We start from the raw sequence: 25,625 nt of genomic DNA on the forward strand, positions 1-25,625 counted from the left end.
GAAAACGGACCATCTACGCGATGAGGTGGGCGAATGCCTCCTAGCGGACCCCCGTCCTCGGGTCCTGCGAAGATGTGCCAGAGTTGCCACGTCCGCCCTGTCAGCACGTACCGTACGGCAACACAGGTGGGACCAGGTGGGGCAGCGGGAAGGGGCAGCCGGTTTGACCACGAGCGCACCGCAGACGGCGCAGGCCGTCACGCTGCCCACGACGCTGGACGAGGCCGTGGCGGCACTCACCGCCATGCCCGCCGCCGTACCGGTCGCGGGCGGCACCGACCTCATGGCCGCCGTCAACTCCGGACAGCTCAGGCCCGCCGCGCTGGTCGGCCTCGGCCGGATCAGCGAGATCCGCGGCTGGCAGTACCAGGACGGTCACGCCCTGCTCGGAGCCGGCCTCACGCACGCGCGTATGGGCCGCCCCGACTTCGCCGCGCTGATCCCGGCGCTCGCGGCCGCCGCCCGTGCCGCGGGCCCGCCGCAGATCCGCAACGCGGGCACCCTCGGCGGCAACATCGCCTCGGCCTCCCCGAACGGTGACGCGCTGCCGGTCCTCGCCGCCCTCGAAGCGACCCTGATCATCGCGGGCCCGGGCGGAGCCCGCCGGGAGATCCCGGTGTCGCATCTGCTGGCCGGCATGGAGATGCTGCGCGCCGGCGAACTCATCGGCTACGTGCGCGTGCCGCTGCTGCACGCCCCGCAGGTCTTCCTCAAGGCCACCGGCCGCACCGGCCCGGGGCGTTCGATGGCGTCCGTCGCCGTCGTCCTCGACCCCGCGCGGCGCGGAGTCAGGTGCGCCGTGGGTGCCATAGCGCCGATGCCGCTGCGGCCCCTGGAGGCCGAGCACTGGGTCGCCCAGCTGATCGACTGGGACAACAGCCGCGCGATCGTCCCCGAGGCGCTGCACGCCTTCGGGGAGTACGTCGCCGCGGCCTGCATCCCCGATCCGGTCCCGGCCGAGGACGGCTCCGTGACCCAGCATCCGCCCGCCGTACTGCACCTGCGGCGCACCGTCGCCGCGCTGGCCCGACGAGCACTCGGGAGGGCGCTGTCGTGACCGACGACCAGCACGGAGAGAGCACGCCTCAGGGCGCGGGCCGTTGGGACCCGCTGCCCCAGGGCGAGTACGACGACGGCGCCACCGCCTTCGTCAAGCTCCCCGAAGGGGGCATCGACGCCCTCCTGGCCTCCTCCGACAGCCCGCTCGCCGCGCCCGGGCACGGGTATGTGCCGCCGCAGATAACGTTCGCGCCCGGCTCGGCCGCGGGCACCGACCCCGCGGCCGCCGGTGGCTGGCCGGTCGCGGGCGCGCCCGCCGAGGGCGCCCAGTGGCCCGACCCGAACGCCGCCCCGCAGGACACGGGCGGCGACCAGTTCGCGTACCACCCCGGGGCCACCCAGCAGTGGAACTTCTCGGAGACCGCGGCGGGTCAGCCGGGCCACGATGTCGCCGCGGGTCCCGGTCAGGACGTCACCGGACAGTGGTCGATTCCCGTCGCCGACGGTGACCTTCCGGACGAATCAGGCGAGTTCACGACATCGTCGCTGGTCGAGCAGTGGGGCGGAACCCCTCCGGCCACCCTGCCGGGCGGCGCACCCGCACCGTGGGCGACGCAGGCCACGGGGCAGCCGTGGGGCCAGCAGGCCGCCGCGCTGACCGAGGAGACGGCCGGGTCCGGGCACGCGCCCGGGCAGCACGGAGCGCATGCCGACGACCAGTCCGCCGTAGCCGCCGAACAGCCCGACCCGAACCCGCATGAGCAGCCCGCCGAGGCCGCGCCCGGGCCGGACGCACACGCACGCGTGCCCGGTTCCGCCGCGCCCGCCTCCGAGCGGCCGGCCGAGATCTCCGTCGAAGCCGCATCACGGCCCCCGCAGGCCGCTCGTGAGCCGGGCGCGCCCGGCGAGGCCGCCACAGACGCCCAAGGCGCCCCAGAGGCCGCCGAGCGCCCCGCAGAGGATCCCGCCGAGCCCACCCCGGCCGAGGGCGACTCCGGCCCCGAGACCGCCGCGGAACCCACGCAGGCCGCCGCCTCCGACGACGCGCCGCCGCCCCCCGGTGAGGAACACCCCCTCGCTTCCTACGTCCTGCGCGTCAACGGCGTCGACCGGCCCGTCTCGGATGCCTGGATCGGCGAGTCGCTGCTCTACGTGCTGCGCGAGCGGCTCGGTCTCGCGGGTGCCAAGGACGGCTGCTCGCAGGGCGAGTGCGGCGCCTGCAACGTGCAGGTCGACGGACGGCTCGTCGCCTCCTGCCTGGTGCCCGCCGTGACCGCCGCCGGCGCCGAGGTCCGCACGGTCGAGGGCCTCGCCGAGGACGGGCAGCCGTCGGACGTGCAGCGCGCGCTCGCGCGGTGCGGCGCCGTGCAGTGCGGCTTCTGCGTGCCGGGCATGGCGATGACCGTGCACGACCTGCTGGAGGGCAACCCGGCGCCCACCGAGCTGGAGACCCGCCAGGCTCTGTGCGGCAACCTGTGCCGCTGCTCCGGTTACCGGGGCGTGGTGGACGCCGTCAAGGAGGTCGTCGCCGAGCGCGCGGCGCAGACGGCGGCCGACGAGCCCGAACAGGACGGCGACGAGCCGCGTATCCCTCACCAGGCGGGCCCGGGGGCCGGCGGGGTCAACCCGTCGGCGTTCGAGGCGCCCGGGGCCATGAACCCGAGGCCTGCGGGACCGCATGACCAGGCGTACGGCCAGGACGGAGGCCAGGCGTGAGCAACGAAGCCGCCACCGCGACCACAGCCGCGGAGGCAGCACCCGCCCCCGAGCCGATCCCGCACGGCATCGGCGCCTCCCTGCCGGCCGCCGACGCCCGCGCCAAGACCGAGGGCACCTTCCCGTACGCGGCCGACCTGTGGGCCGAGGGCCTGCTGTGGGCTGCCGTACTGCGCTCGCCGCACCCGCACGCGCGCATCACGTCCATCGACACGTCCCACGCGCGTGAGATGCCCGGCGTACGGGCCGTCGTCACCCACGAGGACGTGCCGGGCAGCCCGCTGTTCGGCCGCGGCAAGGCCGACCGCCCGGTCTTCGCCTCCGAGGTCGTACGCCACCACGGCGAGCCCATCGCCGCCGTCGCCGCCGACCACCCCGACACCGCGCGCCTGGCCGCCGCTGCCGTCATCGTCGAGTACGAGGTGCTCGACCCGGTGACCGACCCCGAGCAGGCCTTCGAGGCGGAGCCGCTGCACCCCGACGGCAACCTGATCCGCCACATCCCGCTGCGCCACGGCGACCCCGACGCGGCCGGCGACATCGTCGTGGAGGGCCTGTACCGCATCGGCCGCCAGGACCCGGCCCCCATCGGCGCCGAGGCGGGCCTCGCGGTACCGCGCCCCGACGGCGGCGTGGAGCTCTACCTGGCCTCGACCGACCCGCACACCGACCGCGACCGGGCCGCCGCCTGCTACGGCCTGGAACCCGAGCGCGTCAAGGTCGTCGTCACCGGCGTCCCGGGCGCCACCGCCGACCGCGAGGACCAGGGCTTCCAGCTCCCGCTCGGACTGCTGGCGCTGAAGACCGGCTGCCCGGTGAAGCTGACGGCCACGCGCGAGGAGTCCTTCCTCGGCCACACCCACCGCCACCCCACCCTGCTCCGGTACCGCCACCACGCGGACGCCGACGGCAAGCTGGTCAAGGTCGAGGCGCAGATCCTGCTGGACGCGGGCGCCTACGCCGACACGTCCTCCGACGCCCTGGCCGCCGCGGTCGCCTTCGCCTGCGGCCCGTACGTCGTACCGAACGCCTTCATCGAGGGCTGGGCCGTACGCACCAACAACCCGCCCTCCGGTCATGTACGCGGCGAGGGCGCCATGCAGGTCTGCGCCGCCTACGAGGCGCAGATGGACAAGCTGGCCAAGAAGCTCGGCGTGGACCCGGCGGAGCTGCGCCTGCGCAACGCCATGGCGACGGGCGACGTACTCCCGACGGGCCAGACGGTGACCTGCCCGGCCCCCGTGGCCGAGCTCTTGCAGGCCGTACGGGACTACCCGCTTCCGCCCCTCCCCAAGGACACACCCGAGGACGAGTGGCTGCTGCCCGGCGGCCCCGAGGGCGCGGGCGAACCGGGTGCCGTGCGGCGGGGCGTCGGCTACGGCCTGGGCATGGTGCACATGCTCGGCGCCGAGGGCGCGGACGAGGTCTCCACGGCGACGGTGAAGGTCCACGACGGCGTCGCGACGGTGCTCTGCGCGGCCGTCGAGACGGGCCAGGGCTTCACCACCCTCGCCCGGCAGATCGTCCAGGAGACGCTGGGCGTCGACGAGGTGCACGTGGCGCCCGTCGACACCGACCAGCCCCCGGCGGGCGCGGGCTGCCGCGGCCGCCACACCTGGGTGTCGGGCGGCGCGGTGGAACGGGCCGCCAAGATGGTCCGCACGCAACTGCTGCAGCCCCTGGCGCACAAGTTCGGCATGTCCACGGAGCTGCTCCAGATCACCGACGGCAAGATCACGTCGTACGACGGCGTCCTGTCGACCACCGTCACCGAGGCGCTGGACGGCAAGGAGCTGTGGGCGACGGCCCAGTGCCGCCCGCATCCGACCGAGCCGCTGAACGAGACCGGCCAGGGCGACGCCTTCGTCGGCATGGCCTTCTGCGCGATCCGCGCGGTGGTGGACGTCGACATCGAGCTGGGCTCCGTGCGTGTGGTCGAGCTGGCGCTCGCCCAGGACGTCGGCCGGGTGCTGAACCCGGCCCAGCTGGAGGCGCGCATCGAGGCGGGCGTGACCCAGGGCGTCGGCATAGCGCTCACGGAGAACCTGCGCTCCGCGCGCGGTCTGATCCGCCACCCGGACCTGACGGGCTACTCGCTGCCGACGGCCCTGGACGCCCCCGACATCCGGATCGTGAAGCTGGTCGAGGAGCGGGACGTGGTCGCGCCGTTCGGCGCGAAGGCGGTGAGCGCGGTGCCGGTGGTGACCTCGCCGGCGGCGGTCGCGTCGGCCGTGCGCGCGGCGACGGGCCGCCCGGTGAACCGCCTGCCGATCCGGCCGCAGGCGGCGGTGGTGACGGGGCAGTGACCGAGCCGGATCCGCCGCGCTACGAACCCGCCCCCGGCGTGGGCAGGCCGGCGCTGTGGATCCTGCTGTTCCTGCTTGCCGCGATCGCCGTCGTCCTGGGCGGCGTGTACCTCACGTGATGCGCGGGGTCGTGCTCCTCACCGGGGTCATGGCGGCCGGGACGTCTTCCGGCGCATGATCGTCTCTGGACGCGAGGAGTACGAACCTGGCGCCGGGGGCGAGGGCGAGGCCCAGCTCCGGCTGCGGTACCGGCTGTCGGCGGCGACGGCGGACGCGTACGCGGAGGCCGGGTCCACCGCGGTCGTGCAGGACGTGGTGCTGGGCGCGGACCTGGCGGAGTACGTACGGCTGGTGCGCACGCGTCCGCTGTACGTGGTCGTCCTGGCGCCGAGCGCCGCGGCCGTGGCGGCGCGGGAGGCCGGGCGGGCGAAGACGGGGTACGGGGCCTGGACGGTCGAGCGGTTGGACGGGGAGCTGCGGTCGCGGACGCCGCGGATCGGGCTGTGGGTGGACTCCTCGGAGCTCACCGTGGGGGAGACCGTGGAGGCGATTCTGGCGGGGCGGGAACGCGCGAGGGTTGTCTGACGTCTTCTCTGGTGAAGCGGTTTCTGCGGGGGAGCGGTTTCCTCTGGAGCGGCTTTCCCGCGGGAGTGGTTTCCCTGTGGGAGCGGTTTCCCTGCGGGAGAGGTGTCCAAGGCGGCTCGCACTCAAATGAGTTGCCGGTGGCGGTGTGGGCCCGGAAGAGTTGCCGGTGGTGGTGCCGTTCGCGGCGTGTCCGGCGTTGTCGCTGGTCCGGGGCGTTGTCAGTGGTGGCGCGTAGTGTTCTGAGCAGTGGGACGGCCGCCGAGCCCGGTGGGTCGGCCGATCGGCTGTGTCCTGCCCGGGGGCTGTGAGCGAGCACATGCGGGGGAGTTCATGAGCACGACCATTACGACCTACGCCGGTGACACGGCGATCGTCCTGACCGAGACCGAGCTGGATCCGTACGTCACGCACGCGTCGACGCGGCGATGGCTGACGGGACCCGGACTGCCGTGCGACAGCGGCGTGTTGAGCTTCGCCGAACTGTGCCGCGAGGGCCTGCGGACGGTGGCCGACTCGACGGGAGGCCCGGTCGACCGGCTGGCCGCGGAGCTGCGGGACCAGTTGGTGATAGGCGGACTGCTGGGCCCCGGCGCCCTGACGACGGAGTCGGTCCTGCTGGACGGCACGACGGGCGAGATCTCGACGACGCACTTCCTGCACGACCGCCCCGACCTGATGGACCGCCGCCCGCTGGCCCCGTCACTGCGCACACTGGTCCGCTTCGCGGAGGCCACGGACGAACTGGCGGGCCTGCGCGGCCAGTTCGCCTCCCATGTCGGCCGCTACGGCCCGAAGGCGGTCGCGGAGGCGTCCCGGCACCTGCTGGCGGTGTTCGAGGAGGGCACGGACGGCCGGCCGGCGCCGTTCTGGAAGATGGCGGCCCTGATCCGCCCGCTCGCGCTCGTGGCGGGCCGGGCCGGAGAGTCGGGCCTCGCCCTGGACCTGCCGCGGCGCCTCCTGGACCAGGAGTTCGGCCCGCGCAAGGTGGTGCGCTTCGAGGAGGTCGACTTCCCCGCCACGCTCACCCACGAGCCGACCCGCCGTTTCCTGCGCGAGATCGGGCTGCCGGAGGGCGCCCACCTTTTCTCCCTGGACCTCGACACGGACGTCCCTCTGCCGACGCTGACCGAGCACTACGCCGACGTCGACCCTTCGGCAGAACTCCCCTACCGCGCCGACCACTTGATACGCCTCGGCCGCCTCGACGAGGACAACAGCCTGGTCGTCGACGGCGCGACGGGCGCGGTCCTGAACTGGAACGAGCCCGAGGCGAGGCTGTTCCCCCTGAACACCGACGTCTCGACCCTCGCCTTCACGCTCTGGCTGCTCCACCGCGAGCAGGCGATCGACGCGGAGTCGGGCCACGAGCTGACGACCGACACCTACGACCAACTGGCCATGACGATGCTCCAGGTCCTGTCGACGGTCGACCCGACCGGCGTCGCCGCGGCGGGCAGGGACGGCCGGCACTACTGGACGGAGGTGTTCCAGGACACGGCGAGCGGGGTGCTGGAGTCGGTGGGCGGCGGGCGGTGAGCCTGATCGACGATGCCCACGTGGACGACGTGATCGTCCGCCCCGCTGAACCGGGGGAGTTGTCGACCGTCGCGGAACTGCGGTGGCAATGGATCCTCGAGAACGACGGCACCGCACCGACGGCCGTCGACCGCGAGGACTTCGTACGCCACTTCGTCGCCTGGGCCGAGCGGAACGTCTCCTCGCACCGCTGCATGGTCCTCGTCAGCGGTGGCCTGGGGATCATTGGCATGGCCTGGCTGGCCGTAGTCCACCGTGTCCCGACGCCGCACGCGCTGCACCGGGCGTCCGGTGACCTCCAGTGCGTGTACGTCGTCCCCGAGTCGCGCGACGCGGGGCTGGGCGGCCGGCTGATCACCGAGACGCTGGCCAGGGCGAGGGACCTCGGACTGGAGCGGGTCACCGTCCACTCCTCGCCCCGGGCGATCCCCGCGTATGCCCGTCAGGGCTTCGAAAACTCGCCGCGACTGCTCCAGACGCATGTCGCGAGGGCGACACCGCGTCCCTGAGACCGGTCGGGCACATCCGCCCGACGGGCAGCTGTACCGGGAGGGCCTCAGGGACGCGTGCCGTCAGGAGGACTCGGCGCTCGCGCGGCGACGGCGTACGGCGATGACCAGGACGCCGCCGAGGGCCGCCGTGGCGGCTGCGGCGCCGGCGATGAGCGGGGTGCCGTCGGAACCGGTGCTGGCGAGGTTGCCGTCGACGGAGCCGGTTCCGGAGCCGCCGGTCGTGGCGCCAGCCGAGGTGCCGGACGAGGTGGAGCCGGTGCTGCCCGTGCCGCCGGTGGACTGGCCGTCGGGGTCGTTGCCGTTCCCGCCGTCCGTCGAGCCGCCGCCGGTGCCGGAGCCGCCGGAGGGGGAGGGGCCGGGTTCGTAGTCGGTGGGGATGGCGATGCGGATCTGGGCCTTGTCGTTGGCGGGGTTCTTGTCGAAGGCCGGGTGGATGTCGTAGACGGAGGTCGCCTTCACCTCACCGGTGGTGGTCTTCGCGTCGTCCTTGATCTCCAGCATGAAGGTGAAGGAGAGGGACTCGCCGACGTCGATGGTGTGGTCGGCGGGCCAGCAGACGTACTTGGCCTTGCGCGGCGTCCCACCGGGCCCGGACGGGCCGTCGATCCCGAACGGCGCGCATTCCTCGGGCACTTCGGCGGCGACCGTGCCCGGCGGGATCTGCACCATGAGCGCCGTCTGGTCGTCGCTCTCCTGGTTCTGGATCCAGCCGGGTCCGTCGTTGCGGAGCGTCGCCGTGACGGACTGCTTGTCGCCCGCGAGCGCCTCGGTGTCGTCACCGACGGCGACGAGGTCGGCGGAGTTGTCCGCGGTCAGGGTCAGCCGCCGGTGACTGTCGCCGAATCCCTCGCCCGGGGCCTCGCCGGTCGGGCCGGTGCCGTACTCGATGGCCTCCATCAGCGCGTTGGGCAGCGCCTTGAACCGCACGGGCGTCTCGATGGACGCGCCGGGTTCGATGACCGTGTCGAGTTCGCAGAGCGCCTGCCTGACCTGGTCCTCGATGGTCGAGTAGGTGCAGCCCTGCACGGCCTCGGGGAAGTCGAGCCCCCGGGTCAGCCGGACCCGGAAGGTGACGCCGTCCGCGGCCGCGGTGCCCTTGTTGGTGACGACGACGGACTCGTCGTACACCTCACCGGGTTTGGGAGACGTACCCGGCAGATTCGAGATCACCAGGGAGGGCTCGCCCTCCTCGGCGAACGCCGAGGGCGCGACGGCCACGGGAACGGCCGCGACGACCGCGGCGGCGGCCACGAGGGCCGCCGAGTGACGGATGTGCGAGGGGCGGATGCGCTGGCGCACGGATGGATCTCCTCGTCGGGACAGAAGCACGGCGACTGGAGTTTTCCTTCCAGTCATGTTCTGGACAGCCGGAGGGTGCCCAGGGTTGTGCCGCCGTTTGGGGAGATCCTGTGACCGCACCCACGAAGCAGCCAGGGAGGTCAGCCGAACGGATTCGCCCCGGGAGTCGGCCGCGTCCCTATCTCCGGCTCGCCCGGAGTACTGCCCTCCTGCCCGACCGTGGGCCCCGCCGGACGCTGCTCCCCGGGAGCCGGCAGATCAGTCGAGTCGGGCTCGGGGAACTGATGCGTCGGAGACTCGTCGATCGGAGTGCGCTGACCGTCCGGAAGCAGATGGGGCCCGCCCTGGATGTTCTCTCCCGGGAACGGGGACGCGAAGCCCGGGTCCCGCGCGACGGGTGGCTGGAATCCCCGGTCGAACGGGGTGATGCCGTTGTCGACCGGATGCGGGCCCAGCGGGCGCACGTCCCCGCCGACGCTGCCCGGGAACCTGGGGTCGAGGCCGGTGTTGGGGTACGGACCCGATCCCACCGCACCGCCGCCCGCCATGGGGGCCGACATGACCCCGACCCCGACTCCCCTCGCCGACGCGGTCTGCAGGCCCAGCTTCTCGAAGTCCTGGGAGACCAGGTCGTCGTTCCACTCGTGACCGTCCGCGGACTTGCGCAGGTTGGTCGCGCCCGCCTTCGTACGGTCGTGGAGCCCCTTCAGAGCCTTGCCCCAACTGCTGGAGATTTCCTGGAGGGCCGGGCCTATCGACCATCCCGTCATCGTGGAGCCGGCCGTCGCCGCCTCCTTGACCGCCTTGTCCGACGGCTCCTTCATGTCATCGGCTATGCCGTCGGCCGCACCTGCCGAGCCGCGCAGCTCGTTGGGGCTGACCGTCAAATTCCCTGCCATGGAGTGGTTTTCCTTCCTGAGGGAGAGATATTGGACCGAGCGCGGGCCGGTGCTAGAACTTCTGCTGTTTCACACCGGGTGGGAGGAAGCAGGTGGTGTCGACACTGAATTGCAGTTCGTCGGGTTCCTTGCCCTGCGCACCGTCCAGGCTGTGCACGTCGAGGTCGTACCACTCGCCTCCGTCCTCGGCCTCGAAGTTCCAGATGATGGGGCGCTCGTCGCCCGGCCGCTCGTTGCCACCGAGATCCTTGAATCCCTGCTTCTCGAGGGCCTTGCGGAGCTTTCTCACAGTCTGGATGTGCTGATCGCGCGGAAGGTCCGCCCTTACGCGGTACCTGAGGTAGAAACGGCCGTCGTCCGCGACTTCGTCATGCTCGCCGACACAGTCGTAGAAGTGGACGATTTCTTCTTTGGGCTTGAGCTTCACGTCGGCAGGGCCCGCCATTTGCTCGGTGAAATCGCGGGCGAGCCCCAGTGCGGCGTCCCGCGTCTTGCGGGGCAGTGGATCGTTGATGTCCCTGCCACCGTCGGATCCGCAGGCCGTGACCGCGAACAGGAGCAAGGCGCCGAGCGCGCACAGAGGTGTGCGGATAGTGATCATCATCGTCTTCCTCATCGCGGTCTACCAGGGCACCATCGGTATGTCGTTGTCCTGCTTGGGCTCTGTCTCCGGCTGCCTGCCGGCGATGATCAGGCCTTGGTTGGTCAGGGCGTCGCCCTTCCAGTAATCGCTGTGCCCGCCGTTGTGGTCGACCTTGAAGTTGTTGCCTCCGAAGGGCTCCTCGGTGGGGTTGTCGCCGAGGTTGAAGTCGGCGAACCCGTTGGCGACGCCGTCGCCCTGGGACGTTCCGATCCAGACGTGGTCGGGGTCGATGTTGAGGTCCTCGGCCTTGTTGACGTGCATACCGGGACTGCCGACAGCCACGATGTCGTCCGCGCCCAGGCCACCGTCCATGGACGCCGCGTTGCCGACCACGGTGGATCCATAGCTGTGCCCAAGCACGGTCAGGTGGGAGGGCTCTCCCTCGTGCGAGGCCCGGACCCCTTGGACGAAGTCCCGCAGCCGCGGAGCCGCCTCCTGGGCCCTGTCCTCGTCGGTCACACCGCCGCCGGCCAGTCCCATGCCGTTCTCGAACTCAGGTGCGTCGTAACCCAGCCAGAAGATGGTGGAGACGTCTCCGTTCGGCTTGCCATCGGCGTACGCGGAATCCTGCAGGTCACCGATGCGGCCCAACTGGCCGGGGACGCTGTCCATCGTGGTGTCGGTGCCCGGAACCTGGATGGCGGTGTGCGCGGCCGTGTCCGGGTTGCCCATCGCGATGACGGCCCTGCCGTTGCCGCTGCCGTCGAAGTCGAGCAGATAGAGCTGCTTTCTCTCCTCGGTCTGGCCGTCGTTCTTTTCCAGCTCGTCGCGGAGCAACGCCAGCTGGTTCTGCCGGTTGTTGAGCTCGTCGTTGCTCGCGCCGGGGTTCTCCGCGCGGGCGTCACCGTTCACCAGCGCGTCGTACTCCTGGTCCAGGGCGATGCGGTTGGCTTCGTTCCGTACGAAGGAGGGGAGGCCATTCGTCGACCCGATCTCCTTCGGGTACATGGTCATGTACTCGCGCTGTTCCGTCGGGCTCAGCGCGTCCCACCACTTGGCGGCGTCCTTGGGGTCTTCCGGTATCTGCGGCCCCTGGATGCCGAGGGCCTTCATGGCGGCCTTCGCGTCGTCGCCGGACTCGTCGACCGCCCCGGCCCGGAAGCGGTCCATGATGTCGCCGTTCAGCCCGGACAGGGCCTTGGTTCCCTGGTCGCTGGCTTCACGGGCGTCCTTGAGGGCCTGGTCTATCCACTGCCGGTACTCACCGAGCGGGCCGCTGCGCTCGCGAACGAGGTCCTGGTAGTCCGGGTCGTGCCGCGCTCCCTGATCGGTGGGGAGGCTGGCGTCGGTGACGTTGCCCTCGTCGTCGACCGCGTAGCCGTTCTCCTCGGCCCTGCGAACCGCGTTGCGCAGAGCGTTCTGCGCCTGCTCCATCCGGAAGCGGGTCTCGTCCATGACCTCCGCGATGGTCACGGCCTCGGTGCGGGCGATGCCGATACGGGACTCGACGTCCTCGAGGTAGAAGAGTGCGGAATCCGCGTCCTTGCCCGTCCATTGGCCGTGCAGCGGACCCGTGACGTTACGCCGGTGTCGCTGCTGCAGGGACTCCATCGTGCCGCCGAGCTTCTCCCACGCCTTGGCCGCGCCCTCGAAGTCCGAAAAGTCCTGCTTCATCAAGCGTGCGAAATCTGACGCCACGCCAACTCCCCCGATATGCCCGATTTGAACTTATATAACTGATCATCAGCTGAACGCGATCATGTTAGCGGGCATGTGAGCACAGGGGATGAGTCGAGATACTCAGAAGCGTGCCCGGGAAGGGGAGATGGAAGGGGAGGCCGTGGCGGGATTCGAACCCGCGTAACTCCCCGCGAGCGGAGCTCGCTGATGGGTGCAGTGCAGGCGAGCCCCTGAACCACTCGGGCACACCTGCGCGCATTGATGAGAGGCCGTGGCGGGATTCGAACCCACGTAACTCGCTTTGCAGGCGAGCCCCTGAACCACTCGGGCACACGGCCGTCGACAAGTCCGGTGGATCGAGCTTGATCGGGCTTGGTCGGTGCATTGAACGTACGGGCCGGCGGGTGGGCCGCTCAAGGGAATCGTCGGCCCTGCAACGGGACTGCCACACCGCGTTCATGAAACGCGGCGGTCGTACGACCAAGGTCCCAGCGCGGGGCCGTCTCTCGACAGGGGTAAAAGTCGGTTGTGGCCCTTACGCTGGCGTGCATGAGTGTCCTTGAGCCGCGTGACGCCGATGTGGCGAAGAGAGCCGATGTCTCCTCGGGCGACGGGTCCGGGGTGAGCGTGCTGAGCCGGTCCTATCGGGCCCTCAGTATCGGGATCGTCTCCGTCGTGCTGCTCATCGCCTTCGAGGCGACCGCCGTCGGGACGGCCATGCCGGTCGCCGCGCGGGAGCTGGACGGGGTGTCGTTGTACGCCTTCGCGTTCTCGGGGTACTTCACCACCAGTCTGTTCGGGATGGTGCTCGCGGGACAGTGGTCGGACCGGCGGGGGCCGCTGGGGGCGCTGACGAGCGGGATCGCCGCCTTCGGGGCCGGGTTGCTGCTGTCGGGGACCGCCGGGGTCATGTGGCTGTTCATTCTCGGGCGGGCCGTGCAGGGGTTCGGGGGCGGGCTGGTGATCGTCGCCTTGTACGTCGTCGTGGGGCGGGCCTATCCGGAGCGGCTCCGGCCGGCGATCATGGCGGCGTTCGCGGCGAGCTGGGTCGTGCCGTCGATCGTGGGGCCGCTGGCCTCCGGGGCGGTGACCGAGCATCTGGGGTGGCGCTGGGTGTTCGTCGGGATTCCGGTGCTCGTCGTCTTTCCGCTCGCGCTCGCGCTGCCGCAGATACGGCGCCGAGCGGGGGGACCGCTCGATGACTCGGCCGGCAGCGCCTCCTTCGACCGGCGGCGCATCCGGCTCGCCCTCGGCATCTCCCTCGGCGCGGGGTTGCTCCAGTACGCCGCCCAGGACCTGCGGTGGCTCTCCCTCCTCCCCGGCGCCGTCGGTGCCGCGTTCCTCGTGCCGGCCGTGCTCGGGCTGCTCCCGCGCGGCACGTACCGGGCGGCGCGCGGGCTGCCGTCCGTGGTGCTGTTGCGCGGCGTCGCCGCGGGGTCCTTCATCGCCGCCGAGTCCTTCGTGCCGCTGATGCTGGTCACCCAGCGGGGGCTGTCGCCGACGCTCGCCGGGTTCTCGCTCGCGGCCGGTGGCGTGACGTGGGCGCTGGGGTCGTGGGTGCAGTCGCGGCCGCGGGTGGAGCCGTACCGGGAGCGTCTGATGACGGTGGGGATGGTGCTGGTGGCGGCTTCCATCGCCGCCGCGCCGAGTGTGCTGATCGACTCGGTGCCCGCCTGGACCCTCGCCGTTGCGTGGGCGTTCGGCTGCTTCGGGATGGGGCTGGTGATCGCCTCCAGCAGCGTGCTCCTGCTCCAGCTCTCCGCTCCGGAGGAGGCCGGCACCAACTCCGCCGCCCTGCAGATCTCCGATGCCCTCTCCAACGTGATCCTGCTGGCCGCGGGCGGCGCGGCCTTCGCCGCGCTGGGCGGGGGTGCGGTGAGCCATACGGCCACGGCGGCGTCCGGGTCGCATCCGGCGGCGTTCGCGGCGGTGTTCCTGCCGATGGCGGGGGTGGCGTTGGTAGGGGCCTGGGTGACTACGCGGTTGCGGACCAGATGACCATTCGGTACCACGATGGCCCCATGAGTGGTACCGTTTCGGTATGGCTATGAACCTTCGTCTGCGTGACGACCAGCAGGAAGCTCTGAAGCTGCGGGCCGAGGAGGAGGGACGCAGCATGCACGCCATAGTGCTTCAGGCGATCGACAGGTATCTGGAGCAGGAGGCGGACCGCGCCACGGTGCGCCGTCTCGGGGCGAAGTACGCAGCGGCTCACGCCGACCTGCTGCGGAGGCTGGGGGAGTAGATGAAGTACCTCACGGTCCAGGAGGTCCTGGACCTGGCGGAGCTGGCGTGCGGGGGGCAGCAGGTCGCGGTGCGTGACCTGGGGCTGCTCAGCTCCGCCGTCCATCGTCCCCAGTCCCAGATGTTCGGTGTCGAGGCGTACACCGACTTGTTCGAGAAGGCCGCCGCGTTGCTTCAGTCGCTCGCCGTCAATCACCCCCTGGTGGACGGCAACAAGCGCATGGCGTGGATGTCCACGGTCGTGTTCCTCGACTTCAACGGAAGTGAGATGGTCGGCGTCGATCAGGACGAGGCGTACAAACTCGTCGTCGAAGTGGCGTCCGGCGGCTTGGAGGATGTGGGGATGATCGCTCGGCGTCTGAGGGCGCTCCATGAGGCGATGTGAGCTGAGTCCCATCCCTGGGTGACTCGGCATAGTCCGCGCGTTGACACCGCCGGCCCGCCGGTAGGGTGGCCCGGTTGTCATACGTAGCCGAGCCGCCCGACCCCCTACGGAGACCGTGACTACCACCGCCGCCTCCTCCTCGCACCACCTCTCACCCGCCTTCCCCGGCCGCGCCCCCTGGGGCACCGCCAGCAAGCTGCGTGCCTGGCAGCAGGGGGCGATGGAGAAGTACATCCAGGAGCAGCCGCGTGACTTCCTCGCGGTCGCCACGCCCGGCGCCGGGAAGACCACGTTCGCGCTCACCCTCGCCTCCTGGCTGCTGCACCACCATGTCGTGCAGCAGGTCACCGTGGTCGCGCCGACCGAGCACCTGAAGAAGCAGTGGGCGGAGGCCGCCGCGCGCATAGGCATCAAGCTGGACCCCGAGTACAGCGCCGGACCGCTCGGCAAGGACTACCAGGGCGTCGCCGTGACGTACGCGGGTGTCGGCGTGCGGCCCATGCTGCACCGCAACCGGGTCGAGCAGCGCAAGACCCTCGTCATCCTCGACGAGATCCATCACGCCGGTGACTCCAAGTCCTGGGGCGAGGCCTGCCTGGAGGCCTTCGAGCCCGCCACGCGCCGGCTCGCCCTCACCGGTACGCCCTTCCGGTCCGACACCAACCCCATCCCCTTCGTCACGTACGAGGAGGACAACGCGGGCATCCGGCGGTCCGCCGCCGACTACACCTACGGCTACGGCTCCGCGCTCTCCGACGGCGTGGTGCGGCCCGTCATCTTCCTCTCCTACAGCGGCAACATGCGCTGGCGGACCAAGGCGGGGGACGAGATCGCCGCGCGTCTCGGCGAGCCCATGACCAAGGACGCCGTCTCGCAGGCCTGGCGTACCGCCCTCGATCCGCGGGGCGAGTGGATGCCCAGCGTGCTGCGCGCCGCCGACCAGCGGCTGACCGAGGTGCGCAAGGCCATCCCGGACGCGGGTGCGCTCGTGATCGCCTCGGACCAGGACTCCGCGCGCGCGTACGCCAAGCTGATCCGTGAGATCACGGGCAACAAGGCGACCCTCGTGCTCTCCGACGACGCCGGCGCGTCCGGCCGTATCGACGAGTTCAGCAACAACAACGACCGGTGGATGGTCGCCGTCCGGATGGTGTCCGAGGGCGTCGACGTGCCCCGGCTCGCCGTCGGGGTGTACGCCACCACCATCTCCACACCCCTCTTCTTCGCCCAGGCCGTCGGCCGTTTCGTACGGTCCCGGCGGCGCGGCGAGACCGCGTCCGTCTTCCTGCCGACCGTCCCCGACCTGCTCACCTTCGCCAACGAGATGGAGGTCGAGCGCGACCACGCCCTCGACAAGCCGAAGAAGGAGGGCGAGGAGGACCCGTACGCCGAATCCGAGAAGGAGATGGAGGAGGCGAACAAGGAGCAGGACGAGGACACCGGCGAACAGGACATGCTGCCGTTCGAGGCGCTGGAGTCCGACGCCGTCTTCGACCGGGTCCTCTACGACGGCGCCGAGTTCGGCATGCAGGCCCACCCGGGCAGCGAGGAGGAGCAGGACTACCTCGGGATTCCCGGGCTGTTGGAGCCCGATCAGGTCCAACTCCTGCTCCAGAAGCGGCAGGCGCGGCAGATCGCACACAGCCGCAAGAAGCCGGACTCCGAGGCCGACCTCCTGGAACTGCCTGCCGAGCGGCGGCCCGTCGTCTCGCACAAGGAGATGATGGAGCTGCGCAAGCAGCTCAACACGATGGTCAGCGCGTACGTCCATCAGAGCGGCAAGCCGCACGGTGTGATCCACACCGAGCTGCGGCGCGTGTGCGGCGGGCCGCCGAGTGCGGAGGCGACGGCGGGGCAGTTGCGGCAGCGCATTGCCAAGGTGCAGGAGTGGGCCACCCGCATGCGGTGACGGACGCTGGGCGCTGTGCCTGGGCCGGGTTTGCTCTGGGGGTGCTCGTGGTGCGAAGGCCGCGGGCCGGTGGGGGCTGGGCGCGCCCACGCGGGGGAGCCGCATATCGACACAGCCCCGCGCCCCTTCAGGGGCGCCCCGCGCGCCGTACGTTCCAGGGCAAACCGGAGCCGTCCGCACCCGCCGCTGCCCGGATTCTGGACGGAGCCTTCCGCTCAGCGAACCGTCTTCGCTAATGTCCGCCTACGCACACGCCCCGTGGCAGCGCCGCCGCGGAGCGCAGCCGTGAAGCGACGCGGTCCGGTACAGGCCGGGCCGCCGGCCGATCGGCGGCCTCTGAAGCGCGTCACTGGACGGGACTCCGTGACGCACCCGCCGCGAGGGGGCTGCCGACCTCACCACTAAGGAGTGGGCGTCGTGACCGCGGAGACCTCTCAGACGCTCGACCGAGGACTGCGCGTCCTCAAGCTGCTGGCCGATACGGACCACGGGCTGACCGTCACCGAGCTTTCCAACAAACTGGGCGTGAACCGGACCGTCGTGTACCGGCTGCTCGCCACGCTCGAACAGCACGCACTCGTACGCCGTGACCTGGGCGGCCGTGCCCGGGTGGGGCTCGGGGTGCTGCGACTGGGGCGGCAGGTACACCCCCTGGTCCGCGAGGCCGCGCTGCCGGCGCTGCGTTCGCTGGCCGAGGACATAGGTGCGACGGCCCATCTGACGCTGGTGGACGGCACCGAGGCGCTGGCCGTCGCCGTCGTCGAGCCGACCTGGACCGACTACCACGTGGCCTACCGGGCGGGGTTCCGGCACCCCTTGGACCGTGGGGCCGCGGGGCGGGCGATCCTCGCCGCCCGGCAGCAGACGACGGAGGAGCCCGGGTACACCCTGACCCACGGTGAGCTGGAGGCTGGGGCCAGCGGGGCGGCCGCGCCGTTGATCGGCGTCACGGGCGTCGAGGGCAGCGTGGGCGTGGTGATGCTGGCGGACGCGGTGCCGGAGCGGGTGGGGCCGCGGGTCGTCGACGCGGCGCGGGAGGTCGCGGACGCGTTGCGCTGACGCGGGTGAGCCGGTGGCGGTGCGGCACCCTAGGCAGGGCGGGCACCGGCTCCGACACTCGGTACATGACCTTACTCACCATCCGCACCGTCCACGACGTCGCCGGGTTCGCCGCGGTCGCCGACTACTTCAGTGACGTATGGCAGACACCCCGCACGGCGCCGCCGTTACTGCCGGAGACGCTGCACAGCCTCGCCCACGCGGGCGGGGCCGTGCACGCGGCGTACGACGGGGAACGGCTCGCCGGTGCCTGCGTCGCCGTGTTCGGGCCGCCCGCGGCGAGAGAGATCTACTCCCTGCTGGCCGCCGCCGAGCAGGGGCTCGGGGTGCGCCTCAAGCAGGCGCAGCGGGCCTGGGCGGTGGAGCACGGTGCGCGCACCATGCGCTGGACCTTCGACCCGCTGGTCGGCCGCAACGCCCGGTTCAACTTCGTCAAGCTGGGCGCCGAGGGCACCGAGTACCTCGTCGACTTCTACGGCCCCATGGCGGACGGCGTGAACGACGGCGACGAGACGGACCGGCTGGCGGTGACCTGGGACCTGATCGCGCCCGGGAGCGCCCATGACAGCGCAGACACCCGCGATCGCGACGCCGCGCCCACCACGGACACCGCGCCCGACGGCGGACCGCTCGCCAGAAGGGACCCGCGGGGCCGGTACGTCTGGTGCCGAGTCCCCGACGACATCGTGGCGCTGCGGGCCGCCGATCCCGCGCCGGCGCTGGCCTGGCGGCGGGCCGTACGGGACGTCTTCACCAAGGCCTTCGCCGACGGGTTCACGGCGACGGGCATGTCCCGGGACGGCTGGTACACGCTCACCCGCCGGGAGGCCTCCGCATGAAGCTCGAACGCGTCGAGATCGTGCACGTCGCGATTCCGCTGGTCACCCCCTTCCGTACCTCCTTCGGCACGATGACGACGAAGGACACCTTCCTGCTGCACGTCGTCACCGACTCGGCCGAGGGCTGGTCGGAGTTCGCCGGCGACCCCGAGCCGCTGTACTGCTCCGAGTTCGTGGCCGGCGCGGAGATCGTGCTGCGGGACCTCTTGGTGCCGCGGATCGCCGCGCTCCCTGTGCTCGCTACGGCCTACCTCGCCCCGGCGACGGAGAAGATCAAGGGGCACGAGCTGGCGAAGGCGGCGCTGGAGACGGCCGTCCTCGACGCGGAGCTGCGGTCGTACGGGATGCCGCTGGCCACGTATCTCGGGGCGGTGCGGGAGCGGGTGCCGGCCGGGGTGTCGGTGGGGATCAGGGAAAGCGTCGGCGAGCTGCTGAACGACGTGGAGCGGTATCTCGCCGAGGGCTACGTCCGGATCAAGCTGAAGATCGAGCCCGGCCGGGACCTGGAACCCGTACGGGCCGTGCGCGACCGCTTCGGGCCGGACCTGCCGCTCCAGGTCGACGCCAACACGGCGTACACGCTCGCGGACGCCGAGCATCTGCGGCGGCTGGACGAGTTCGGGCTGCTACTGATCGAGGAGCCGCTCGCGGAGAACAACCTGTACGCCCACGCCCGCCTGCAGCAGCGCCTCGCGACCCCCGTCTGCCTCGACGAGTCCCTGCACAACGCCCGCGACACCGCGTCCGCGATCGCGATGGACGCCTGCCGGGTGGTGAACGTGAAGCCGGCGCGGGTCGGGGGATACCTGGAGGCCCGGCGGGTACATGACGTGGCGCACGCCCACGGGGTGCCGGTGTGGTGCGGGGGCATGCTGGAGACCGGCATCGGCCGGGCCGCGAACCTGGCACTCGCCGCCCTGCCCGGTTTCACGCTGCCCGGGGACACCTCGGCGTCCAGCCGCTACTTCGCCGAGGACATCACCGAGCCGTTCGTGCTGGTGGACGGCCACCTTCCGGTCCCGCGGTCGCCGGGGATCGGGGTGGAGCCGCTGCCGGAGGTGCTGCGCCGCTTCACGAAGGAGCGGCGAGACCTCCACGTGACCTGACCAGGTCTCGTACGTGACCTTGGTGGGGCAGCCTTGGCAGCTCCGACCTGCGCCTGGCCGGAACTCACCGTCACGTTAGATTGATCCCGTGTTCTCTCGTCTCACGCGCCCCCGGGCCGTCGCCGTCTGCGCCCTGCCGGTCGTGGCCCTGCTCGCCACGGCGGCCTTCGCGCCGCTGCCGTTCTCGCTGACGCAGCCCGGGCTGACGGCCGATGTGCTCGGCGAGAACAAGGGGGAGCCGGTGATCACGATCTCCGGTGCGCCGACCCGGGACACCAGCGGCGAGCTGCGCATGACGACCATCGAGGCCACCTCCCCGGACACGGACGTGCGGCTCGGCGATGTGATCGACGCCTGGTTCCGTACGGACAAGGCGGTCATGCCGCGCGACTCGGTCTATCCGAGCGGCCGCAGCACCCGGGAGATCGAGCAGTACAACACCGAGCAGATGAAGGAGTCCCAGGACGACGCGACGCAGGCCGCGCTGAACCACCTGGACCTGACCGGCAAGAACATCAAGGTCACCCTGAAGCTCGCGGATGTGGGCGGCCCCAGTGCCGGTCTGCTCTTCTCCCTGGGGATCATCGACAAGCTGAACGGCGACGGCGAGGGCGGCGACCTCACCGGCGGCCGCACCATCGCCGGCACGGGCACGATCGACGCCGCCGGCAAGGTCGGCGCGGTCGGCGGGGTGTCCCTGAAGACCCAGGCGGCCAAGCGGGACGGGGCGACGGTCTTCCTGGTCCCCGAGGCGGAATGCTCGGACGCGAAGGCGGAACTGCCGAAGGGACTGCGACTGATCCCGGTGACCACGCTCAAGGGCGCGGTGAGCGCGCTGGAGGCGCTGGAGAGCGGGAAGGGCTCCGTCCCGAGCTGCTAGGGATTGAACACCGGCCTCGGGGCGGTGAGGCGCAGGCCCACTTCTATGAGGGTCCAGCCGAGGCGGGTTCGGATGTCGTACGGCTGCCTGGCCTGTTCGGTGAGGCGGTGGGCCGAGGCCTGGGCGCGGAGCTCGGCGGCGCGGGCGTGGTGCAGGGCGAGGCGGGTCTCGGGATGCTGCATCGGCTGCTGCCTTTCAGTCCGTGCTGATGGGGAAGGTGCGGCTCTGGACGCGAACGGTGCTCGCCTCGGGGTGGTTCTCGACGTCGGTCCGGTCGCGGTAGCTGTCGACCAACTCGTGCATTTTGTGGGCCAGTTCGCCGGCGAGCTGCGGAGTGAGGCGGAGCGTGAAGCTGCTCATGTCCGTGCTGCGGTTCCATGCGTCCGACCACTCCGCGCGGGTGCCGAGCCAGGTCGACAGCTCCTGGGTCTGCGCGGTGGCGACCTCGTGCAGATACAGGTCGGCGGCCCCGCGCACATCAGGACTGGGATCGCGTAGGAGGGCGTCGTCGAACCGCAGCCCCTGCACCGCCGCCTTCCACCAGCGCTCCCGCCCCTTGCCCCGCTCGGGGTCGTCCTCGACAAAGCCGTGCGCCGCGAGCTGCCGTAGGTGATAGCTGGTGGCTCCGCTGGACTCGCCCAGTTTCTCGGCGAGCTGGGAGGCGGTGGCCGGTCCGCCGAAGCGCAGGGCGTCGAGCAACCGCATGCGCAGGGGATGGGCGAGCCCGCGAAGGGAACGGGCGTCGAGGTCGTGAACCTTGGGCTGGTCGGGCTCCGTCATGCATGCAAAGATAGCGTTGCAAAGAATCCTTTGCAACAAGTTCTTTGTAAGCCTCCTACTCCACGAACCCTTCCCCCTTCATCCAGTCCAACGCCACCTGATGCGGATCCTCCCCGTCCACATCCACCTTCGCGTTCAGGTCCTGCGCCACCGTGTTGTTCAGCTTCCTGGTGATCGGGTCGAGGACCTCGCGGATGGCCGGCCACTTCTCCAGCGTCTTGGTGTTGATCACCGGGGCGGCGTTGTAGTTGGGGAAGAAGTGCTTGTCGTCGTTCATGACCACGAGGTTCATGGACTTGATGCGTCCGTCCGTCGTGAAGACCTCGCCGTAGGTGCAACTCCCCTTCGCGACCTGCGTGTAGATGATCCCGGTGTCCATCTGGGTGATGTTCCTGGTCGGCACGTTCATGCCGTACGCCTTCTGCATGCCCGGCAGCCCGTCCGCCCGGTTGGCGAACTCGACCTCCACGCACAGCGTCACCGCGGCGGGGTCGGACTTGGACAGGGCGGCGACCTCGGAGAGGTCGTTCGTGCGGTACTTCCTGTGGTTCTCCTGGTTCATCGCCAGGGCGTAGGTGTTGTCCAGCGCGGACGGCGGAAGCCAGGTCAGGCCGTTCTTCGCGTCCTCCTTGCGCACCGCCTCCCACTGCTCGTGCGGGTCGGTGATGGGATCGCTGTGCCCCAGGTACGTGATCCAGGCCGTGCCCGTGTACTCGTACCCGGCGTCCGCGTCGCCCTTGCGGACCGCCTCGCGGCTGCCGATGGACCCCTGGATGCCGGTGCGGTCGAGCACCTCCGCGCCGGCCGCCTCGAACGCGATGCCCATGATCGCGCCGAGGATGAGCTGCTCGGTGAACGACTTCGACGTCACCGTCAGTTCGGCGCCCTTCAGGGGCTCGCCCCGTCCGATCGTGCCGGGCCGTACGTCGTCGACCATCGGGGAGCCGCTCGTCAGGCCGCACCCCGAGGCCGCCACCAGCAGCCCCGCGGCCAGCAGGGCCGCACCCCGCCTCATGTCTCCAACCCCCGCGGCCGCAGCAGCAGTTCGGCCAGCGACGCCAGCCAGTCCACCAGCAGGGCGAGGGCGACCGTGAGGATCGAGCCCAGCACCAGCACCGGCATCCGCTGGTTGGTGATGCCGGCCGTGATCAGCACGCCCAGGCCGCCGCCCCCGCCGAAGACCGCCAGGGTCGCCGTACCGACGTTCAGGACCAGGGCCGTACGGACGCCCGCAAGGATCAGCGGGACCGCCAGCGGCAGCTCCACCCGCGTCAGCGCCCCCGTCGGGGACATGCCGATGCCGCGCGCGGCCTCCAGCAGGGTCGGGTCGTTCGCCTTGAGGCCGGCGATGGTGTTGGACAGTACGGGCAGGACGGCGTAGGCGATCATGCCGATCAGGGCGGCCCGGCGGCCGATGCCCAGCCAGATCACCAGCAGGGCGAGGAGACCGATCGCCGGGGTCGCCTGGCCCATGTTGGCGATCGCCATGGCCACGGGGGTGAACTTCCGGAACGCCCGCCTGGTGAGCAGGATGCCCAGCGGGATCGCGATGATCAGCACGAAGAACGTGGAGATCGCCGTGAGTTCGATGTGCTCCCACAGCGCCTGGGAGACCTGCCCGTTCGACAACGCGTTCTCGGAGACCGAGTCGAGGTCGGCCTGCTGGAACCACAGCCAGGTGGCGAGCAGCATGGCGACCAGGAAGGCCGGCACGAAGGTCAGCTTCTGCGGGCTCACCCTGCGGGCAGGGGGCTTCACCGGAGCGGGTGCGGTCTCCTGCTCCATACCCTCCTGCGCCGTACCCTCCTGCGTCCCCTCCGCCGTCTCCTCCAGGTCGGGAGCCTCGGGAGCGCTCACGCCTTCCGCCCCCCTCCCTCGCCCTCCTGCTCGGCGTGCGTGCGGTCGGACCGGGCGACCTCCAGCTCGTGCTGGGCCTCCAGCGCCTCCAGCCGGTCGGCCTCCAGCAGCTCGTGCACGGAGTTCATGAGCGTCTCCATGTCGACGACGCCCGTGTACTCGCCGCGCCGCCCGGTCACCGCCACCCGGCCCGCGCTGTCCGTCAGCACCGCCTCCAGCGCGTCCCGCAGGGTCGCGTCCCGGGTCACCGTGTCGTGCACGAGCGTGCCCGCCCGCGCCAGCGAACCCTTGGCCCGCATCATGTCGCCGCGCCTGAGCCACTTGTACGGCCGCCGGCGCCGGTCGAGCAGCAGGACCTCGTTCGTCCCGCTCGCCCGCAGCCGGTTGAAGATCTCCTGGAGCGGGTCGTCGACGCCGGCCGTCGGATAGTCGGTGATCTCCACATCCCGTACCCGGGTCAGGTTCAGCCGCTTCAGCGCCGCACCGGCCCCGACGAACCCCGAGACGAAGTCGTCCGCCGGGTTGGTCAGGATCGCTTCCGGGGTGTCGAACTGCGCGATGTGCGACCGCTCGCGCAACACGGCGATACGGTCACCGAGCTTGATCGCCTCGTCGAAGTCGTGCGTGACGAAGACGATCGTCTTGTGCAGCTCGTGCTGGAGTCTGATCAACTCGTCCTGGAGATGATCGCGGGTGATCGGGTCGACCGCCCCGAACGGCTCGTCCATCAGCAGGACCGGGGGATCCGCCGCCAACGCCCGCGCCACCCCCACCCGTTGCTGCTGACCGCCGGAGAGCTGGCGCGGATAGCGGCCGTGGAACTCGCCCGGGTCGAGGCCGACCAGGTCGAGCAGCTCCTCCACCCGGGAGCGGATCCGCGGCTTCGGCCAGCCGATCATCTTCGGTACGAGTGCGATGTTCTGCGCGACCGTCATGTGCGGGAAGAGCCCGGCGGACTGGATCGCGTAGCCGACCTTGCGGCGCAGCTTCACCGGGTCGATGTCGGTGACGTCCTCGCCGCCGATGCGGATGCGGCCACCGGTCGGCTCGATCAGCCGGTTGATCATCTTGAGCGTGGTCGACTTCCCGCAGCCCGACGGTCCGACGAAGATGACCACCTCGCCCGCCTTGATCTCCATGCTCACGTTGTCCACGGCCGGCTGCGGATTGCCGGGATACCGCTTGGTCAGGTTCTCCAGCTCGATGGAGGCGCCGTGATCGCCGTCCTCATGGCTTGTCTCAGACACGGATCCCCCTGGGAATGGTCAGCCGTCCGAGCAGGACGTACGCCGCGTCGAACAGCAGCGCCAGGACGATGATCCCGAGCGTGCCCGCGAGCACCTGGTTGAGCGCGTTCGCGCTGCCCAGCGAGGCGAGGCCGCGGAAGATCACATTGCCGAGGCCGGGTCCGGAGGCGTACGCCGCGATCGCCGCGATGCCCATCAGCATCTGCGTCGAGACCCGGATGCCGGTCAGGATCGGCGGCCAGGCCAGCGGCAGCTCCACCCTCAGCAGCCGGACCAGGCGGGACATCCCGATGCCCCGGGCCGCGTCCACCAGCGACGGGTCGACCCCGCGCAGGCCGACGATCGCGTTGCGCACGATCGGCAGCAGCCCGTACAGCGTCAGCGCGATCACCGTGGGCGGTACGCCGAGGCCCACGACCGGGATGAGCAGACCGATCATGGCGAGCGACGGAATGGTCAGAATGGTCGACGTCGACAGGGTGGCGAGATTGCCGGCCCACCCGCTCTGATAGGTGGAGACACCGATCAGCACCCCGAGCAGGGTCGCCACGACCATGCACTGGAAGACGGCGCCGGCATGTTGGTAGGCGTCGGCGAGCAGCTGCTGGTGACGGTTGCCCAGGTACTCCCAGAAGTTCACAAGCGCACCAACCCCGGGTCGGCTAGGTCGTCCTCTCCCTGTCCTCGGCCGCCTGCTCCACCAGCGGGATGATCCGCAGCGGAACGGGGTTCTCCATCACGATGGCGGTGGAGGCCCGGACGATTCCATCGAAACCGACAACCCGGTCGATCACACGCTGGAGATCGGCGTTGGAACGCGCCACGAGACGGCACATCATGTCCCCGGTCCCGGTGGTCGTGTGCAGTTCCAGCACCTCCGGCACGGTCGCCAAGTGCGCCCGTACGTCGGCCCCTTGCCCCTGCCGGATCTGCAGCGTGGCGAAGGCGGTGACCGGATACCCGAGGGCCGCCGGGTCCACCTCCGGGCCGAATCCCCGGATGACTCCGTTCGACTGAAGCCGGTCCAGCCGCGCCTGCACCGTCCCCCGGGCCACCCCCAGCCGCCGGGACATCTCCAGCACCCCGATCCGCGGCTCGCGCGCCAGCAGCACGATGATCCGCCCGTCCAGATGATCGATCGCCACAGCAGCCTCCCTGGTGGGGTGGTCATCCTGTACAGACAGCCCGCAGAAACGGACACTTC

The 25,625-nt window shown here is 70.9% G+C and carries 25 protein-coding genes, 1 tRNA gene and 1 pseudogene; 15 read left to right on the forward strand and 12 right to left on the reverse strand.

Features of this window, described 5'->3' with window-relative positions:
• Nucleotides 1–163 precede the first annotated feature (163 nt).
• The 7 genes and pseudogenes from IF78_RS0102495 to IF78_RS0102525 all read left to right on the forward strand — a co-directional run bounded on the left by IF78_RS0102495 (nt 164) and on the right by IF78_RS0102525 (nt 7,651).
• Nucleotides 164–1,057 carry an FAD binding domain-containing protein gene (locus IF78_RS0102495; protein WP_031478291.1) on the forward strand — a complete coding sequence of 298 codons (894 nt, stop codon included), beginning with the start codon at nt 164–166 and terminating at the stop codon, nt 1,055–1,057.
• The gene (locus IF78_RS0102500; RefSeq protein ID WP_031478292.1) at nt 1,054–2,715 is read left to right on the forward strand and encodes a 2Fe-2S iron-sulfur cluster-binding protein; all 1,662 of its coding nucleotides are present in this window, start codon (nt 1,054–1,056) and stop codon (nt 2,713–2,715) included. The genes IF78_RS0102495 and IF78_RS0102500 overlap by 4 nt, the downstream gene beginning before the upstream one ends.
• Nucleotides 2,712–5,021, forward strand: a complete 2,310-nt coding sequence (locus IF78_RS0102505; RefSeq protein ID WP_031478293.1) for a xanthine dehydrogenase family protein molybdopterin-binding subunit — start codon at nt 2,712–2,714, stop codon at nt 5,019–5,021. The genes IF78_RS0102500 and IF78_RS0102505 overlap by 4 nt, the downstream gene beginning before the upstream one ends.
• On the forward strand, nt 5,018–5,140 hold the full coding sequence (locus tag IF78_RS50355) for a hypothetical protein (RefSeq protein ID WP_004000885.1): 123 nt from the start codon (nt 5,018–5,020) through the stop codon (nt 5,138–5,140). The genes IF78_RS0102505 and IF78_RS50355 overlap by 4 nt, the downstream gene beginning before the upstream one ends.
• Before the next feature lie 34 nt (nt 5,141–5,174).
• A pseudogene (locus IF78_RS0102515) lies at nt 5,175–5,606 on the forward strand (phosphotransferase); the annotation flags it as partial.
• A gap of 330 nt (nt 5,607–5,936) precedes the next feature.
• Nucleotides 5,937–7,142: an SUKH-4 family immunity protein gene (locus IF78_RS0102520; RefSeq protein ID WP_031478297.1), complete on the forward strand. Its 1,206-nt coding sequence runs from the start codon at nt 5,937–5,939 to the stop codon at nt 7,140–7,142.
• Nucleotides 7,143–7,162: 20 nt separating this feature from the next.
• On the forward strand, nt 7,163–7,651 hold the full coding sequence (locus tag IF78_RS0102525) for a GNAT family N-acetyltransferase (RefSeq protein ID WP_031478299.1): 489 nt from the start codon (nt 7,163–7,165) through the stop codon (nt 7,649–7,651).
• Nucleotides 7,652–7,714: 63 nt separating this feature from the next.
• Here the strand turns inward: IF78_RS0102525 and IF78_RS0102530 are convergent, their stop codons facing one another.
• The 5 genes from IF78_RS0102530 to IF78_RS0102550 all read right to left on the reverse strand — a co-directional run bounded on the left by IF78_RS0102530 (nt 7,715) and on the right by IF78_RS0102550 (nt 12,453).
• Nucleotides 7,715–8,953 carry an LPXTG cell wall anchor domain-containing protein gene (locus IF78_RS0102530; protein WP_031478300.1) on the reverse strand — a complete coding sequence of 413 codons (1,239 nt, stop codon included), beginning with the start codon at nt 8,951–8,953 and terminating at the stop codon, nt 7,715–7,717.
• A gap of 140 nt (nt 8,954–9,093) precedes the next feature.
• Nucleotides 9,094–9,852, reverse strand: coding sequence for a type VII secretion target (locus IF78_RS0102535; protein ID WP_078662280.1), 759 nt, complete (start codon nt 9,850–9,852; stop codon nt 9,094–9,096).
• A 52-nt stretch (nt 9,853–9,904) separates the two neighbouring features.
• Nucleotides 9,905–10,456 (reverse strand): hypothetical protein, encoded by a 552-nt coding sequence (locus tag IF78_RS44845; protein ID WP_051827467.1) that lies wholly within the window; start codon nt 10,454–10,456, stop codon nt 9,905–9,907.
• A gap of 18 nt (nt 10,457–10,474) precedes the next feature.
• Nucleotides 10,475–12,109, reverse strand: coding sequence for an alpha/beta hydrolase (locus tag IF78_RS0102545; RefSeq protein WP_051827468.1), 1,635 nt, complete (start codon nt 12,107–12,109; stop codon nt 10,475–10,477).
• Between the two features lie 272 nt (nt 12,110–12,381).
• Nucleotides 12,382–12,453, reverse strand: a tRNA-Cys gene (locus tag IF78_RS0102550).
• Between the two features lie 211 nt (nt 12,454–12,664).
• On the opposite strand from IF78_RS0102550, the gene IF78_RS0102555 reads away from it, so the two are divergent.
• The 8 genes from IF78_RS0102555 to IF78_RS0102590 all read left to right on the forward strand — a co-directional run bounded on the left by IF78_RS0102555 (nt 12,665) and on the right by IF78_RS0102590 (nt 20,537).
• Nucleotides 12,665–14,113 carry an MFS transporter gene (locus IF78_RS0102555; RefSeq protein WP_031478306.1) on the forward strand — a complete coding sequence of 483 codons (1,449 nt, stop codon included), beginning with the start codon at nt 12,665–12,667 and terminating at the stop codon, nt 14,111–14,113.
• Between the two features lie 49 nt (nt 14,114–14,162).
• The gene (locus IF78_RS0102560) at nt 14,163–14,360 is read left to right on the forward strand and encodes an Arc family DNA-binding protein (protein WP_031478308.1); all 198 of its coding nucleotides are present in this window, start codon (nt 14,163–14,165) and stop codon (nt 14,358–14,360) included.
• On the forward strand, nt 14,361–14,744 hold the full coding sequence (locus IF78_RS0102565) for a type II toxin-antitoxin system death-on-curing family toxin (RefSeq protein ID WP_031478309.1): 384 nt from the start codon (nt 14,361–14,363) through the stop codon (nt 14,742–14,744).
• A 115-nt stretch (nt 14,745–14,859) separates the two neighbouring features.
• Nucleotides 14,860–16,653 carry a DEAD/DEAH box helicase gene (locus tag IF78_RS0102570; RefSeq protein WP_031478311.1) on the forward strand — a complete coding sequence of 598 codons (1,794 nt, stop codon included), beginning with the start codon at nt 14,860–14,862 and terminating at the stop codon, nt 16,651–16,653.
• Between the two features lie 417 nt (nt 16,654–17,070).
• Nucleotides 17,071–17,712, forward strand: a complete 642-nt coding sequence (locus tag IF78_RS0102575; protein WP_031478313.1) for an IclR family transcriptional regulator — start codon at nt 17,071–17,073, stop codon at nt 17,710–17,712.
• Nucleotides 17,713–17,777: 65 nt separating this feature from the next.
• On the forward strand, nt 17,778–18,551 hold the full coding sequence (locus IF78_RS0102580) for a chorismate synthase (protein WP_031478314.1): 774 nt from the start codon (nt 17,778–17,780) through the stop codon (nt 18,549–18,551).
• Nucleotides 18,548–19,657, forward strand: coding sequence for an o-succinylbenzoate synthase (menC, locus tag IF78_RS0102585; protein WP_031478316.1), 1,110 nt, complete (start codon nt 18,548–18,550; stop codon nt 19,655–19,657). Before IF78_RS0102580 ends, menC begins: the two co-directional genes overlap by 4 nt.
• A gap of 88 nt (nt 19,658–19,745) precedes the next feature.
• A complete protein-coding gene (locus IF78_RS0102590) occupies nt 19,746–20,537 on the forward strand; it encodes a YlbL family protein (RefSeq protein WP_031478318.1) in 792 nt (263 codons plus the stop codon).
• On the opposite strand, the gene IF78_RS0102595 is transcribed toward IF78_RS0102590, so the two are convergent.
• The 7 genes from IF78_RS0102595 to IF78_RS0102625 are packed head-to-tail and all read right to left on the reverse strand — an operon-like array spanning nt 20,534 to nt 25,566.
• The gene (locus IF78_RS0102595; RefSeq protein WP_031478320.1) at nt 20,534–20,719 is read right to left on the reverse strand and encodes a hypothetical protein; all 186 of its coding nucleotides are present in this window, start codon (nt 20,717–20,719) and stop codon (nt 20,534–20,536) included. The genes IF78_RS0102590 and IF78_RS0102595 overlap by 4 nt on opposite strands.
• A gap of 13 nt (nt 20,720–20,732) precedes the next feature.
• Nucleotides 20,733–21,317 carry an ArsR/SmtB family transcription factor gene (locus tag IF78_RS0102600; RefSeq protein WP_031478321.1) on the reverse strand — a complete coding sequence of 195 codons (585 nt, stop codon included), beginning with the start codon at nt 21,315–21,317 and terminating at the stop codon, nt 20,733–20,735.
• Between the two features lie 55 nt (nt 21,318–21,372).
• Entirely contained in the window at nt 21,373–22,332 is a 960-nt protein-coding gene (locus tag IF78_RS0102605; protein ID WP_031478323.1) for a glycine betaine ABC transporter substrate-binding protein, read from the reverse strand.
• Nucleotides 22,329–23,174, reverse strand: coding sequence for an ABC transporter permease (locus tag IF78_RS0102610; protein WP_051827469.1), 846 nt, complete (start codon nt 23,172–23,174; stop codon nt 22,329–22,331). Before IF78_RS0102610 ends, IF78_RS0102605 begins: the two co-directional genes overlap by 4 nt.
• Entirely contained in the window at nt 23,171–24,421 is a 1,251-nt protein-coding gene (locus tag IF78_RS0102615) for a betaine/proline/choline family ABC transporter ATP-binding protein (RefSeq protein ID WP_031478325.1), read from the reverse strand. Before IF78_RS0102615 ends, IF78_RS0102610 begins: the two co-directional genes overlap by 4 nt.
• A complete protein-coding gene (locus tag IF78_RS0102620) occupies nt 24,414–25,061 on the reverse strand; it encodes an ABC transporter permease (RefSeq protein WP_031478328.1) in 648 nt (215 codons plus the stop codon). The genes IF78_RS0102615 and IF78_RS0102620 overlap by 8 nt, the downstream gene beginning before the upstream one ends.
• 22 nt (nt 25,062–25,083) lie before the next feature.
• Nucleotides 25,084–25,566, reverse strand: coding sequence for an Lrp/AsnC family transcriptional regulator (locus IF78_RS0102625; protein ID WP_031478330.1), 483 nt, complete (start codon nt 25,564–25,566; stop codon nt 25,084–25,086).
• Nucleotides 25,567–25,625 lie beyond the last annotated feature (59 nt).

The organism is Streptomyces bicolor (assembly GCF_000719285.1).
In the GTDB taxonomy this organism is placed as follows: domain Bacteria; phylum Actinomycetota; class Actinomycetes; order Streptomycetales; family Streptomycetaceae; genus Streptomyces; species Streptomyces bicolor.